This is a genomic window from Micromonospora sp. KC213 (assembly GCF_004348325.1).
GTDB lineage: Bacteria > Actinomycetota > Actinomycetes > Mycobacteriales > Micromonosporaceae > Micromonospora.
Window position 1 is genome coordinate 22,362 of the sequence record NZ_SMKF01000002.1, and the last position, 14,363, is coordinate 36,724.

The 14,363-nt window shown below is 69.0% G+C and carries 14 protein-coding genes; 7 read left to right on the forward strand and 7 right to left on the reverse strand.

Annotated elements, in window-relative coordinates:
* The first annotated feature begins 150 nt into the window (after positions 1-150).
* Complete coding sequence (locus E1166_RS00760; protein ID WP_243710061.1) at positions 151-645, forward strand: GyrI-like domain-containing protein; 495 nt, start codon at positions 151-153, stop codon at positions 643-645.
* 47 nt (positions 646-692) lie between these two features.
* Here E1166_RS00760 and E1166_RS00765 read toward each other — a convergent pair whose 3' ends face one another.
* From E1166_RS00765 to E1166_RS32420, 4 genes are all read right to left on the reverse strand, one after another.
* Positions 693-1,859, reverse strand: coding sequence for an MFS transporter (locus E1166_RS00765; protein WP_243710071.1), 1,167 nt, complete (start codon positions 1,857-1,859; stop codon positions 693-695).
* Positions 1,860-1,942: 83 nt separating this feature from the next.
* Positions 1,943-2,518 carry a helix-turn-helix domain-containing protein gene (locus E1166_RS00770; protein WP_132334810.1) on the reverse strand — a complete coding sequence of 192 codons (576 nt, stop codon included), beginning with the start codon at positions 2,516-2,518 and terminating at the stop codon, positions 1,943-1,945.
* A gap of 424 nt (positions 2,519-2,942) precedes the next feature.
* Complete coding sequence (locus E1166_RS00780; protein ID WP_243710062.1) at positions 2,943-3,587, reverse strand: NYN domain-containing protein; 645 nt, start codon at positions 3,585-3,587, stop codon at positions 2,943-2,945.
* Between the two features lie 111 nt (positions 3,588-3,698).
* Entirely contained in the window at positions 3,699-3,821 is a 123-nt protein-coding gene (locus E1166_RS32420) for a hypothetical protein (RefSeq protein ID WP_279433198.1), read from the reverse strand.
* Between the two features lie 391 nt (positions 3,822-4,212).
* On the opposite strand from E1166_RS32420, the gene E1166_RS00785 reads away from it, so the two are divergent.
* Positions 4,213-4,971, forward strand: a complete 759-nt coding sequence (locus E1166_RS00785; RefSeq protein ID WP_165944195.1) for an L-2-amino-thiazoline-4-carboxylic acid hydrolase — start codon at positions 4,213-4,215, stop codon at positions 4,969-4,971.
* A 505-nt stretch (positions 4,972-5,476) separates the two neighbouring features.
* On the opposite strand, the gene E1166_RS00795 is transcribed toward E1166_RS00785, so the two are convergent.
* Positions 5,477-5,932, reverse strand: a complete 456-nt coding sequence (locus E1166_RS00795; RefSeq protein WP_132334814.1) for a GNAT family N-acetyltransferase — start codon at positions 5,930-5,932, stop codon at positions 5,477-5,479.
* Between the two features lie 544 nt (positions 5,933-6,476).
* Here E1166_RS00795 and E1166_RS00800 point away from each other — a divergent pair.
* Positions 6,477-7,055: a dihydrofolate reductase family protein gene (locus E1166_RS00800; protein ID WP_132334816.1), complete on the forward strand. Its 579-nt coding sequence runs from the start codon at positions 6,477-6,479 to the stop codon at positions 7,053-7,055.
* Here the strand turns inward: E1166_RS00800 and E1166_RS00805 are convergent.
* Positions 7,037-7,747, reverse strand: coding sequence for a helix-turn-helix domain-containing protein (locus tag E1166_RS00805; protein ID WP_132334818.1), 711 nt, complete (start codon positions 7,745-7,747; stop codon positions 7,037-7,039). The genes E1166_RS00800 and E1166_RS00805 overlap by 19 nt on opposite strands.
* A 189-nt stretch (positions 7,748-7,936) precedes the next feature.
* Between E1166_RS00805 and E1166_RS00810 the strand changes: the two genes are divergently transcribed.
* The 4 genes from E1166_RS00810 to E1166_RS00825 all read left to right on the forward strand — a co-directional run bounded on the left by E1166_RS00810 (position 7,937) and on the right by E1166_RS00825 (position 12,880).
* Positions 7,937-10,153 carry an ATP-dependent RecD-like DNA helicase gene (locus E1166_RS00810; protein WP_243710063.1) on the forward strand — a complete coding sequence of 739 codons (2,217 nt, stop codon included), beginning with the start codon at positions 7,937-7,939 and terminating at the stop codon, positions 10,151-10,153.
* A gap of 332 nt (positions 10,154-10,485) precedes the next feature.
* Positions 10,486-11,040 carry a hypothetical protein gene (locus E1166_RS00815; RefSeq protein ID WP_132334822.1) on the forward strand — a complete coding sequence of 185 codons (555 nt, stop codon included), beginning with the start codon at positions 10,486-10,488 and terminating at the stop codon, positions 11,038-11,040.
* Positions 11,041-11,246: 206 nt separating this feature from the next.
* Complete coding sequence (locus E1166_RS00820; RefSeq protein ID WP_132334824.1) at positions 11,247-11,954, forward strand: hypothetical protein; 708 nt, start codon at positions 11,247-11,249, stop codon at positions 11,952-11,954.
* Positions 11,955-12,085: 131 nt separating this feature from the next.
* Positions 12,086-12,880 (forward strand): hypothetical protein, encoded by a 795-nt coding sequence (locus E1166_RS00825; RefSeq protein WP_132334826.1) that lies wholly within the window; start codon positions 12,086-12,088, stop codon positions 12,878-12,880.
* A 182-nt stretch (positions 12,881-13,062) separates the two neighbouring features.
* Here E1166_RS00825 and E1166_RS00830 read toward each other — a convergent pair whose 3' ends face one another.
* A complete protein-coding gene (locus E1166_RS00830) occupies positions 13,063-14,268 on the reverse strand; it encodes an MFS transporter (RefSeq protein WP_132334828.1) in 1,206 nt (401 codons plus the stop codon).
* Between the last annotated feature and the right edge of the window lie 95 nt (positions 14,269-14,363).

The window sequence follows — 14,363 nt, forward strand, 5'->3', positions numbered from 1 at the left end:
CTCATCGTGCGGCAGCGCCGGTCTCGATCACCCGACATGTTCCGCGCCGCTTTTGTCGGGTGCCCACCGATGCGCTGCGACCAAGGTTGACGTCGGACGGAGGGCTTGATGATCTCGGCACTCCGTCGGACCGTCGAAGGGAGCGAACACGTGGACACCCGCATCGTCGACCATCCCGAGTTCCGGCTCGTGGGGCGCGCGACCCGTGCCCGGCTGGTCCATCAAGGCATCAACCCGCACATCCAGCGGCACATCACCGCACTGCCGATGGAGGAGCACCTGCGCTTGAAGGCTCTCGGCAATACTGAGCCGAGCGGCCTGCTCGCGGTCAGCGACGACCTTGACCCCGACTACGCCGAGGGCAGCGAGCTGACCTACCTTCACGGGGTCGCCGTGTCCCCGGGTACGCCGGTCCCCGGCGGCCTCGACATCATCGAAGTTCCGGCCGGCAGATGGGTGGTCATCCGGACCAGGGGGCCGCATCCGCAGACTTTGCAAAAGGCCTGGGCCACGGCCGCAGCCGCGTGGTTCCCGTCCAACCCGTGGCGTCTGCGGCCAGGTCCGGAGATCGTCGCGGTGCATGAGCCCACGAACGACTTCAGCACCGCGACCTGTGAACTCTGGCTGCCCGTCGAACCGGCGTAACGATCTGGCGAGCATCCAGACAGCATGGAGTTCTTTGTTCGCGGCGGTCAGGCGTTGGGCAGTTCGCGCATGCGTGGGACCGGAGAGAACACGACAAAGAGCACACCGGCCACCGCACCGACCGCGCCGATCCATAGTGCCGAGCGCACTCCGATCAGCTCGCCGAGGACCCCGCCGAGCAGCGCCCCGATCGGCCGCACACCGTAGTTGACGGTGCGCTGCGCGCCCTTGACCAGGGAGAGCCGGGACACCGGGGTTGCTGCCGTCTGCAGCGAGCCGACCCCGATGTCGAGGATCATCACGCCGAGCGAGGAGAGGAACTCCGCGGCGAACAGCATGCCGATCACCACCGGCTGGGGGCCGTCTGCGAGCGGGATCAATACCAGCGGGAGCGGGAACGCCACGTATCCGAAGACCACGACCGGGCCGATGCCGAACCGGCGGGTGAGCGGGCCGGTGACCGCGGCGCCGACCAGCCCGCCGATCGATGCGATGCCGATCAGCGCGCCGAGCATCCCGGGCGAGACGCCCAGCACGGTGGTCACGTAGAGGATCAGCAGCGCGTGGAAGACGTAGTTGAACAAATTCATCACGGTGACGCCGAGCAGCAGCTGCCGCAGCACCGCGGACCGGACGATGAACGCCAGCCCGGAGCCGATCCCCAAGCCGCCGCCTCGCGACCTGGAACCGGCGTTCTCCGGTGGGGCGATCCGGGTCAGCAGCAGAGCCGATCCCAGGTACGACAGCACATCGGCCACCAGCGCGAACGGCGCGGTGAGCACCTGCACGAGGACACCACCTACGCTCGGACCGGCCACGAACGACATGGCCCGGGCGCCGTTGGTCAGCGAGTTCGCGGCGATGTAGTCCGGCCGCCGCACCACAGAGGCGAACAGACTGCCGTCGGCGACCTCGTAGAAGACGGTGAGCGTACCGATGGCGAAGGACAGCACGCACAGGTGCCAAAGGTCCAGCACCCCGGCGAACGCCAGCACCGGCACCACCAGCAGCAGTGCGGCCCGGCCCAGGTCGGCACCGATCATGACCTTCCGCTTGTACCCCTGCCGGTCCACCCACGCCCCGGCGAGCAGCGAGAGGAAGAGGTTCGGCAGCAGCGCGGCGGCGGTCAGGTATCCCATCTCGGCCGCTCCGGCACCGATCGTCAGCACGGCGAGCAGCGGGATCGCGATCAGCGAGATCTGGTCGCCGACCATCGAGACGACGTGCGCCGACCAGTAGTGCCGGAACACCCGTTCCCGAAGCAGCGCCGCTGCGGGCTTCGGCAGCGCATCGGTGGTCACGGCGCGCCATCCTCAGGCGTCGGGATAGCCATCTGCACGACGGCGACCGGCCTGGATCCGTCGGTACGTGCCGTCTTGTCCCGATACGGTGCCAGCAACGCCTCGACCTGGGTGAGTAGCGTGACCAGCTGCTCGGCGGTCACATAGATCATGTCGTCGCTGAAACCGGCCGCCGCGCGCCACTCGGCGGGCTCCTCGCCGCGGACGGCGAGATAGGCCTCCGCCTGCCGTGTGTACTGCCGCAGGATCGCCGCGTTCAGCTGGTCGGCCGCGACCCGCGTTTCCGGGTCGTCCGAGTCGTCGGTCCACGATGTGCTGCTCGCGGTCGCCTGCCAGGGCCGCTCCCGTCCGTCGGCCGCGGGTGCCCGTTCGGCCAGCCCGTACTTCGCGAGCTGCCGCAGGTGGAACGAGCAGTTCGGCACGTTCTCGTCCAGAACGGCGGCGCACTGGGTGGCGGTCATCGGACCGTTGCGCCGCAGCATCCCGATCAGGCTCAGCCGCAGCGGGTGCGCGTAGGCGCGTAGGGCCCGCGGGTCGTTCAACCGGATCGTCTTGCGTTCCTCGGAAGCCATACCAGCAGATTGCTTTATAAAGACAGCTTTAGCAATATCTCTCTAGCATCTGTTGGTCGAGGCTCGACGGCGGCAGGCGCCGCTGCGGCGCGGTCCACAGCAAGGCCGACGGTCGCACAGCCGCAGCTGCACCGACCTTCGACAGTGTCGAACGGCAACTGCACGCGCAGCTCATCGCGCCGGGAACACCACCGCCAGCAGACGCGCGATGACGCCTCGCTCGATATCACTGAGCGGACGAGGTTTGTCGTCGCGGTCATAGCGCCCTCTGATGGGGCAGGCCGGCGTGGAACCGCAGCAGCCGGACCTTGTGCTCGCCCAGGATCGGGCGAGCACGCTCGATCAGCTTGCCGGAGTTCGGCCACACGCTCGCGTCCGTATCAGCGAACCGATACTGAGGTCGCTGTGCGAAGAGCTGTCCGGCCTACAAGAAGCGCTCAGGGTCGAAGTCTTCGAGGTCGATGATGCGAACCCGAGGAAGGACGTTGGTGAAGCAGCCCGCGTCCTCCTCGATGTCGAATACCTGCAGGCCCGGCAGGTCGGCGAAGCCGGCGTTGAGGAACTCCTTGAACCCGACGACCGCGACCTGATGATCACCTCGTAGGAGCGCGCCGACCTGCGGCAGGAAGTCGCCGTCGTGGCTGGCGAGCATCACATTGCCTGAGCGCCGGGCGATAGCCTCCAACGTCCGCTGGATGCCGATGTCCACCACCTTCTGATCCGACGAGCCGGCGAGCGGGATGGGCCGGTATTCCATGCTCAGGAGGGCCCGGACGAAGGGCATCGGCAGACCGCCACCCGAGGCATTGAGGAAGAACAGTCCCTTCACCGGCCGCTGCCACGTGTCCCGCGCGAATTCCCGCAGGCGCTCCCACCGGGGTCGCTCCGCAGGGGCCGGCCGGCGCTCCAGAACACTGTTGCCGAGAGTGGCATCGATGTTCTCCCCGTCCACGATGAGGTACGTGACGGGTTCCGGTGTACCGAGCATAGGCGTACCTCTCGAGTCGAGCAGCGAGCGCGGACCGGTCGAGCCCGAGCGTTGGACGTGCCGGAGGAAGCCGTGCTTCATGGTCAAGGGTATTGCCTGCCAGCCCTGCCGGCAGCATGCAACTCTCATGCCGCGCAGCGCTCGCCACCGAAGGTGACGTGCATGCCGGCCGCCGACGTCCGGACGTGCCGATCAGCGGGCGCTCAGCGGGTCGTGCCGACGCAGCGCGACGACCGATTCCCGGCAGCACAGGGTGGGGTCGTCAGGTCCGATCCAGAGGGTGTCGGTGGAGGAGGCGTCGTTGACCAGCAGCACGGTGTCGACCTGCCCCGCTGGAGCGCGGCCACCACCCAACCAGCCCGGCGGGCACGGTACCGTCGCCGGCCTGGGCCCGGTAGCGGTCGATGATGTCGCGGGTGTGTCGGTCGGCCACCTGGGCGCTGGCCCGCACGAGCGGCATCCACCGTCGCGGGTTGCTGATCCAGGTGTCGAGGTGGGCGCCGGCGGTCAACGCGCTCAGGAAGCAATCGGCAAGCGAACGGCTTGACGCGGCGGTGACGATCCTCTTGGCTAGAGACGTCATCTTGCAGCGCCGGTTGGTGGTGGAGCGCGCTGGTCAACCCCGGGCCACATGGGGGCTGCCAGCCATGGTCTCGCACCACGTGCTCGGCCGGCTCCGCGTGGTCCTGACCCGAAAGGGACCACCATGAGCGACGCCACCACGGCTGAACCTCCCGCCCCGGCGCAGCAGGATCAGCCGGAGTACGACCCCACGGACTGGACCCCTGTCATCGAGCGTGCGTTCTTCGCGCGCATGCTGCAGCTGTTGGGATCCTGGGCCGCCACCGCATGGCCTCAGCCCGTCGACGAGCTGGTGCGACACCGGCTCGCAGCCCTCGACACGCAGATCGAGCCCTTGGTCGCCAATGCGATGGACGCGGCCAACGCCCGGTTCACGGCGCTGGCCGTCGCGGCGTACGACATCCTGCAACCGGTGTGCGGCTCCATCAAGGCAGCGGCGATCGTGGAGGACTGTCTCAACAGTCCACTGCGCGAGGACCTGCTGGCCGGCACCCGCGGCATGCTCGACCACGCCGCCGACCCTTTCACCGCCCTGGTCGCGGCCAGCAAGCAACGCGAGCGGTCCTACTTCGGCCCGTCGTTCCGCTTCGAGCGACCCGTCGACGATGACGAAACGTACGTGCTGGACGTGCGCCGCTGCCTCTTCCACGAGGTTCTGGTCGCGGCCGGCCGTGGCGAGCTGCAGCCGATTCTGTGCCGTTTCGACCTCAACTGGGCCGATGCCATCGAGCCCTCGCGGCACCGTCTGAGGTTCGTGCGGCCGGTGACCTTCGCCAGTGGCGCCACCTGCCGCATGCTGTTCACCCGCGAGGAACACCTGTCCTCGCTGGTCACCAAGCCCGCCGATGCAGCCAGCACACCGCAGGCATCGGCCGCGGGGTGAACCCTCCGGGCTGAGCGACCACCCTGCTCGCGGCAGTTCTCCCTGCCGAGACATCTGTCTCGGCAGGGGGACTGCCCCGTCGATGCCGCGTGCCTCGCGACGTCCTCAATGACCCGTGGCAGGCCGTTCAGGAGGGCCGGCTGGCGGGTTCGGTAGGACTGTGCGACCAGGTGCCTGCGGTCGGCGGCGAGGTGGAACAGCACCAGGTCGTTGGTGCCGACGAACAGTTCGTCGGCGCCGGCGGCGCAGATGGCCGACGTGGCGTGGACCGCTGCCGGCGTCTCGATGAATTAGGTGGCTCGACCGGAGCAGCCATCGGGTGCCGTGCAGGCCCATGTCGGGGTTCGGCTCCCGCGGTACCGTGGCCTGCTTCATCTGCTGCCGGCGACTCCAACGCCCAAGGAGCTAGGAGTTGTCGGAGCACCTTGGAGGAAAAGAACCTCTGGCTCGGCGAGCGCGGGGCCGTGCGGCGCGTGCCGTCGGCGAACCGGACGAGAAACGCCGGTCACAGGTCTTTGGCCATGTTGCGGCCGGTCTCGGTGAAGCCCAGCTGTTCGTAGAGGGCTCGGGCGCCGGTGTTGTGGGCGAAGACGTGCAGGCCGATTCTGGTCAGCGCGTTGTCGTGGCACCAGCGCTCGGCGGCCAGCATGATCGCGCGGCCGTAGCCCTGGCGGCGTACGTCGGGCTCGACGGCTATGTTGTAGACGAACGCGGTGTCGTGGGTGACTTTGACCCAGAGGAAACCGACCCGGCGGTCGCCGTCGTAGGCGTACCAGAAATGGTGGTCAGGGGTGGCGAACTCGTCGGGAAGCAGCTGCGCGTAGGTGTCGGCGGCGTTGCGGGCGGCGTCCTGCGCCGACCGGCCCGACGCGGCGACGCTCTGTGCGTGGTGCGCCTCGGCCTCCGCCCGCCACGGCTTGTACTGATCCTCGGTCATCGGCTCCAGCCGCACGTCCGTCATGATCGACAACCTACGAGTCACAAGCACCCGCGCGCACTCTCAGTTCGGGGCCGCAAGTCCACGGCGACCCTGGCGTTACGCGCATGCGAACACGTACCGTCGTGTCGTCGACCGATTCAACGCCTGCGTCCCCGGCCTGCGGTCGTCGCCCGGGTTCGGGAAGGCAATCAGCCGCCGCCTCACCGTCGTCACCCACACCGGGCGGCGGGGCTCCGGCACGACGTTCAACATCCCGGTCGGCTACCGCCCAGCGGGCCGGAGCAAGGCCGTGATCTCGGCATGCAGTACCAGGGCAAGGGCTGTGGAACCGAAGCCAGGATGGGACTGCACACCCTTGCTTTCGATCCTCTCGGCGGTCGTGCGTCGGCTGTGGCCCGGCTGCGGTGGTGCCCCTGCCTCCCTGTGCCGTCGTTTCCGTACAAGACGGGTGCGGTGGCAGTTCCCTAGCATGGGCGTCGCGCTCCGCCCCGGTGCGTCGGCCCAGCGCTGCGGCCGTTCGATCTACATGGTGACGCTTGTCGCCTGATCATGAGGAGAACACGACATGCGTGAGCTGATCTACACCGGGTTCATCTCGCTCGACGGCGTTATGGACTCCCCTGGTGGTGGGCCGGGTGAGGAGCACCGCAGCGGCGGCTGGGTGTTCAAGGACATCGAATTCCTACCGGAGGCATTCTCACTCAAGGGCGAGGAACTCGAGGAGACGACGGCCCTGATGTTCGGCCGTCGAAGCTACGAGGCGTTCGCGCCGGTCTGGCGCGACTCGGACGACCACGCCGCCTACAAGCAACTGCCCAAGTACGTCGTCTCGACCACGCTGCCCGACGACGCCCTCGTCCAGGGATGGGGCCCGACGACGATCCTGCGCTCGACCGACGAGGTCGTCGAGCTCATAAAGAGCGAGGGCGGCGCGATCTTCATTCACGGCAGTGGGGAACTCACCCGACGGCTGTCGGACGCGGGCTTGATCGACCGGTACCATCTTCTCGTCTTCCCGGTGCTGCTCGGAGCCGGGAAGAGCCTGTTCAGCAAGGCGGACAAGGACAAGCAGGTACTGAGCCTCCGGTCCTCCGCGGCCTACCCGAACGGCGTCGTAAAGCTGATCTACGACGTCGTTCGCTGATCCAGATTCAGGGCGATCGGACCGCCGGTGCCCCCGCGGAGTTGCCGCGCGGTACGGCCGACGTACCGGCGCAGCGTACGGGCCAGGTGCGGCTCGTCGAAGTACTCGAGCTCGGAGACGACATCAGCCACTGGGGCGCCGGCGGCCAAGAGCGCCGCAGCCTTGCGCGCGCGTTCGACCTGCCGTACGGCGCCCTGGGTGAGCCCGGTCGCCGCCCGGAAGCGGCGTTCGATGGTGCGGTCCGAGACCGCTGGACGGTGCCCTCGGCGGACCGCGGTGACGAGCGGGTCACTGACCACGGCTCCGACGCGGACCAGACGGTCGACCAGGGCCTCGGCGTCGTCGGGGCCGGGCGTCTCCCAGCGGACGCCGTCCAACCGAAAGGTCCGGCGGGTGGTGTCGGGAAGCTCGACGCCGCTGTTGACCAGGGTCGGCGTGGGCACGGCCCGCAGTGACGTACCCACGGCGAACTCGATGCCGACGAAGGTCGCGCCCTCCGGCACCGGCGCGGCGTCAGTCTTGGTCTCGGGGCCGGTGATGCCCGCGTACGCCGTGCCCTCGCGCTCCCAGAACACCAGGCCCCAGCACACCGTCGCAACGGAGGTCATCTGAGTGACGTGCTCGCTCGTGCAGGTCCACACGGTGTCGACCCACGGCGAGTCGGACGCGCGCGTCTGGAACCGCAGTGCCACGGGAGAAGGATAAGCACAGTCCGCCGTGCACCCAATCGAGATGCCTGCCGAGCAACTGGGACGCGCCGCTCTTCTTGACACCGCAACGCACTGGGATGGTCAGGCGCAGCCGGAGGAGCCCCTTTGGTGCCGGGGCCGGGCTAGGACAGGGGCTGCTTGTCAAAGACCGGGATGCGGCAGGATGGCTGCGTGACCGTTCCGTCGCGCCCGTCCCAGGCCACCCTGGAGGCGGTGCTGGAGCGGCTGACCTATGTCAACGAGGAGACCGGCTACACCGTCGCCCGCGTCGCCACCGACCGCGGCGGTGACCTGTTGACGGTGGTGGGCGCGTTGTTGGGCGCGCAGCCGGGGGAGAGCCTGCGGCTGCACGGCCGGTGGTCGTCGCATCCGAGGTACGGCCGGCAGTTCGAGGTCGACTCCTACACCACCGTGTTGCCGGCCACGATCCAGGGCATCCAGCGTTACCTCGGCTCAGGACTGGTCAAGGGCATCGGCCCGGTCTTCGCCGAACGGATCGTCGCCCACTTCGGCCTGGACACGCTGAGAATCATCGAGGAGGAGCCCGCTCGCCTGGTGGAGGTGCCCGGGCTGGGCCCGAAACGCACCGCGAAGATCACCGCGGCGTGGGAGGAACAGAAGGCCATCAAAGAGGTGATGGTCTTCCTGCAGGGCGTCGGCGTCTCCACGTCCCTGGCGGTGCGGATCTACAAGCAGTACGGCGACGCGTCCACCGACGTGGTGACGAAGGAGCCGTACCGGCTGGCCGCCGACGTGTGGGGCATCGGCTTCAAGACCGCCGACACCATCGCCCGGTCGGTGGGGATCCCGCACGACAGCCCGCAGCGGGTCATGGCCGGCCTGCGGTACACGTTGTCCGAGGCCACCGACAGCGGCCACTGCTTCCTGCCCCAAGCTGAGCTGGTGGCCGACGCCACGAAGATCCTCGACGTGTCCGCCGACCTCGTCGGCCGTTGCCTGGACGACCTGGTCGCCGACGAGGGCGTTGTGCGGGAAACCCTGCCCGGCAGCGGCGGGGAGCCGGTGCAGGCGGTGTATCTGGTGCCGTTGTACCGCGCCGAGCAGTCCCTCGCCTCCTCGCTGGCGCGGCTGCTGAACGACCGCGCCGACCGGCTACCCCACTTCACGAACGTCGACTGGGGCAAGGCCCTGACCTGGTTGAGAGCGCGTACCGGCAACGACCTCGCCCCCGAGCAGGAGCAGGCAGTCCGGCTCGCGTTGACCTCGAAGGTCGCGGTGCTCACCGGCGGTCCGGGCTGCGGCAAGAGTTTCACCGTCCGCTCCGTCGTCGAACTCGCCGCCGCGAAGAAAGCCAAGGTCACCCTCGTCGCCCCGACCGGACGCGCCGCCAAACGCCTGTCCGAGCTGACCGGGCACCCCGCCGCCACCGTGCACCGGCTGCTGCAGCTACGCCCCGGCGGAGACGCCTCCTACGACCGGGACAACCCCCTCGACGTGGACCTGCTCGTCGTCGACGAGGCCTCCATGCTCGACCTGATCCTCGCCAACAAACTCGTCAAAGCCGTCCCACCCGGCGCGCATCTGCTGCTGGTCGGAGACGTCGACCAGCTTCCCTCCGTCGGCGCGGGCGAGGTCCTGCGGGACCTGCTCGCCGCACCCGCCATCCCCCGGGTGCGGCTGACCCAGATCTTCCGCCAGGCCGCCCAGTCCGGCGTGGTCATCAACGCCCACCGCATCAACGCCGGCCGCCCGCCCCTCCTCCAGGGCCTGCCGGACTTCTTCCTGTTCGCCAGCGACGACACCGACGCCACCGCCGCGCTGGCCGTCGACGTCGCCTGCACCCGCGTCCCCGCCCGCTTCGGCCTCGACCCGCGCCGGGACGTGCAGGTGCTCACCCCCATGCACCGCGGCCCCGCCGGCGCCGCCGCGTTGAACACCCTGCTGCAGCAGAAGCTCACCCCACACCGCGAGGGGCAGCCCGAGCGACGGATGGGTGGGAGGGTGTTCCGCGTCGGCGACAAGGTCACCCAGATCCGCAACAACTACGACAAGGGCCAAGCCGGCGTCTTCAACGGCACCCTCGGCATCGTCACCCACCTCTCGACCGACGAGCAGACCCTCACGGTACGCACCGACGAGGACGAAATCATCGACTACGACTTCGACGAACTCGACGAACTCGCCCACGCCTACGCCATGACCATCCACCGCTCCCAAGGCTCCGAATACCCCGCCGTCGTCATCCCCCTGACCACCAGCGCCTGGATGATGCTGCAACGCAACCTGCTCTACACCGCCGTCACCCGCGCCAAGAAGCTCGTCGTCCTCGTCGGCTCCCGCCGCGCCCTCAACGCCGCCGTACGCACCGTCAGCGCCGGGCGCCGCCACACCGCCCTCGACCACCGCCTCGCCAACACCGCGACCTAGCCTCGGTCGGCCAGCAGCACGGTACGGTGCCATCCTTGCCGCGTAGCCGGCCCAACGGGAGGTCTTTGCGGGGCCGGCGGGGCAGATCGCGGCGAGGGCCTTCGCGACGCCGGCGGTGATCTCGAAACCCAGGCTGGCGGAGGCCCGCCTGGACGGCGTCATCGCCCGCCCGCGCGGTGTGTGCTTCTCCGTCGAACGACGTCGAGGTCGGCTCGCTCGTCATCCGCCCGACCGTGCAGAGCTGACACCGGGAAGGGCTTGACCTGTCGACGTCCATCGCGCATGGTCGATAGGCATCGATAGGCTCGAATGCATCGACACGGGGAGGACTGATGAAGGCCTTTGTCGCCACCGCCTCGGCTGCGGCTCTGCTGCTCCTGGCCGCGGGCAGCGTGCCCTACGGCCGGCCGGCGGCCGACACGCCCTGCACCGGGCAGATCCACACAAACCCGGGGTTCGAGCGCGGCACCACCGGCTGGACTGCCGGCCCCCGCATCGTCGTGCTCGGCGACGCGACCCGGCCCGCACACACCGGCCGCGCGTACGCCACCTTCGCCGGGCTGGACGTGACGCGTACCGACCTGCTGCGCACCAACGTCACGGTGCCGGCCGACTGCGACCTGACGGTTCGCTTCTGGGTCCGGACCACCACCACGGAGACCAGCCGCAGCGATTACCTGAACGTCGGGCTGGCGGTCACCGGGATACCCCCGAAGACGAGGTTCTCGCTGGCCTTCGACGGCGGGTCGCAGTGGCGGCAGTACACCATGTCGACCGGAACGGCGACGACCGAGCGCACCGCGACGGTCAGCTTCGTCGCCAGCGAGACTACCGGCAACGGCGTCACGGCCTTCGACGTCGACGACGTGACCTTCACGTTGAGCTAACCGCGCGGGGGGGCCGCCAGGACGGCCGCGCGGACCCTTCTCGCGCAACGCGAACCCGACGCAGCGCCAAGCTGCGTCGGAAGGCGGGTCCTGCCGTCGATCGGGCAGATGCGGCGGAGATGACGGCCGGTGGCGCAGGCAGACCGGCGACGCGCTGGCGCGCCTGTCGAGTGAGGCGGGCTGGTCGCGCTGGCGGTGGGCCGGCGGTGGAGCTGGCAGCCTGCGGTATCGTCCCCGGGATTGTGATCACGACGAGGGGGCGGGCCTTGGGGTACGCGGTCATGGTGGGGCGCGGCCGGGCCGCCGTGCGCGGGGTTGTGGTCATGGTGGCCGTTGGAGCGGCTGTCGGGTGTTCGGCTTCCTCCGGGCACCGCTCGGAGCCGCCCTTGTCGTCGGCGTCGGCGCAGCCCTCGGCGAGCGCGTCGAGTATGCGGGCACGGCTTGAGTTGCCGATGCGGCTGGGCAGTCGCTCTCGCTTCGATGACCGGACGCTGACGGGTGTCGCGATCAGGAACTACAGCGTCCTTGATCGTCTGGTGGATGATCGCCGCCATGAGAGGGCTGTCGCGTCCGTGTACAACGGTGAGACCGACGCCGACTACGCGGTTCTGGTCAGCGCTGCCGCCGGCACGGTCCGGGACGAGGAAGCGGCGCTGAACACGATCTTCGGGCTGTACCCGTCGGTGGGTGAGGTCCGGGCGGTGGACGCGGGACCGTTGGGTGGCGTTGCCGCGTGCGGTGACGGCCGCGACGGGCAGTACCACGTCACGATGTGCGCCTGGGTTGATCGGATCAGCGCCGGCATTGTCGCCTTCGTCAGCCCGAAGAAGCGTCTGGTCGACCGGGGCAAGGAGCTGGTGGGTATCCGCAGCGAGGTGGAGTTCCCCATTCCGGGCCTGCCCGCCGACCAGTAGGTCCTCCGGCGTCGACGCCCGGTAACCCGGGTTCGGTCGGCCTTCAACGATGTCAGGCATTGTCCGTTATGGCCGGACCGGATCATGATCGAATCTGCGGGGACCAGCATTGAACGGACGTGGGAGGGACTTTGACCGATCCCGTTTCGTACGTTGCCGGAAGTCGCCTGATCATCGACGGCCGCGACGTGAAAAATGAGGTGTTCTCCTCGCGCGGCATAGATGAGTTGGTCATCGCCAACGGGTCCCGTCTAAGTCGGGTCACATTCCGCGGCCTCAGCATATCTTATGGCAGTCTCGGGGCGGGAGTCAGGCAGTCCAGTCTTGAGGGCTGCCTGTTTGATCGTTGCCGGATGCATCTGGCGTCGATCGGGCGAGTGGGCGTGAAGGACTGCAGGTTCGAGCGGTGCAGGATCAAGGGATGGCTCTGCCTCGAGGCGGAATTCACTGGCTGCTGGTTCGGCGCCAAGCTGGAGAGGGTGGTGTTCGACGCTGGATTGACTGGGGCGGGCTCCCGGGATCTTGGCAGGAGTAGGAATCGATTCGGGGAGAACGACTTCTCGGCTTCCGAGTTTCGTGATGTCGCATTTCGTGGGGGCGTGGAGCTAACTAGGGAACTGCTGCCGCAAACGCCGGGCGGATTCTACTTCGAAGAGGCTGAAAAGGCGTACGGTCACGTCTGTCGGGCACTAAGAGGTGTCAAACTTCGGGACTCGGTGGGACTTGAGGCTTTTCTTCGAGTTCGGCTGGACAATGCCATGCGCGGGCAGCGGCAGGACTACGTTTCTCCGTTGGATGTTCGTGGCGCGGTGGCCGATCCGGAATCACAATCATTTCTTCGTGATTCCTTCAGACATGTAGGTGAGGAGATGTTGGGTGAGGTGACCGGGGGGACCGGTAGCGCGTCGGGGCTGGCGGCCGGCTGACCTCGGCCCGGCCCGTTGTGGCGGGCGGTGGCGTTCCAGGACTTGCCCGCACGCCCTGGGCACACAGCACACCTCGGCCGCCTCGCGAGGCGTGCTGTGCGGTGCCGCGGTCCGAGCCGAGGTCGAGTTGCTGGGCTTCGCCACCAGGCGGCTGGCCGATCGGGCTGGCCTGGCTCTACCGCTCAGGCAAGGAGCAGTGTGGCGATCGCCGGCCCGAAGGCGGCACCGAGCAGATAGGCCAGGTTGAACTGACCCATCGCGGCGGCTCGCGAGTCCTCCGGCACGGCGGTCCCGGCGCGTGTGGCGAGTGCTCCCTGGCCGGAGGCCGCAGCCACCGAGGTGAGGGCCTGAGCGCCGAGCAGCGCGAAGGGTGCGGCGGTCAGGCTGGCCAGCACGATTCCCGCCCCGGCCAACAGGGGAAAGAGCACGACGAGAAACTCGAACGGCGTCCTTGCCGTCACCGCGATCACGACGTAGGACGCGATCCCGCCGAACAGCAGCGGCCAGGTGATGGCCAGGCCGACCTGCTGGCCCGTCCAGCCGGCCCGCTCGGCCAGCAGCGGCGGCAGAGCGTACATCGTTCCGAAGTTGACCACCGCCAGCAGGAACGCCGTCCCGGCCGCCAGCAGGAATGCCGGCGACCGAACCACCGCCGCCGGCACAAACCCGTCCGGTCGGTGCCGCAGCCACAGGGCGAACGCCAATCCGGCAGCCACCGCAGCGGGGGTGGCGACCTGCCAGACATGCGGCACGAACACCAGGGCGGTGACCAGCGCGGTCAGCAGCGCCGCGCCGGGCAGGTCGAACCGGGCGGCGGACAGCGCCGTGACGGGCCGGCGGCGCAGAACGGGGGGCATGGCGAGCAGGCTGAGCATGGGCAGCGCCAGCGCGGCACGCCACCCCAGCAGCCCTGCGACCACCTCGCCTACCAGTGGCGCGACGGAGCCGACCGTGGCCAGCGATGCGGTGACCAGTCCCATCATGCGGGCCGAGCGCGCGAGACTCATCGCGATGGTGGTGAGCCCGGCCGTGCCGAGCCCCTGGAGGGCGCTGCCGGTCACGAGAACCGGCAGCACCGGTGCGACCAGGGTCAGGATTCCGCCGAGCAGCACCAGTGTGCCGCAGCCGACCAGGGCCGCGCGGGTGCCGCGGCGGCTCTGCAGTCTGGCCATGAGCGGGGTGCCGACCGCGGTGGCCCAGCCGAACGCGGTGACGATCCACGTCACCGCCGCGGGCGTGAGGTCGAGGTCGCGGGCGACGTCGGGGAGGATCAGGGCGGGCCCGGCGATGCCGAATGACAGCGGCCCGGCCAGCACCGCCAGCCATCCCGCAGAAACCCCGCCGCCCTGCTCGCGCGTCCGGGCGACATGCTCCTCCGCCGAAGGCATTGTGCTCGTTCCAACGCCGGCGCCGGCCTGGTCGGAACTCGCGCCCCGCGCGAGCGCCCTGTCCCGGGCAGATCCGGCTCCCGCCAGGATGCCCG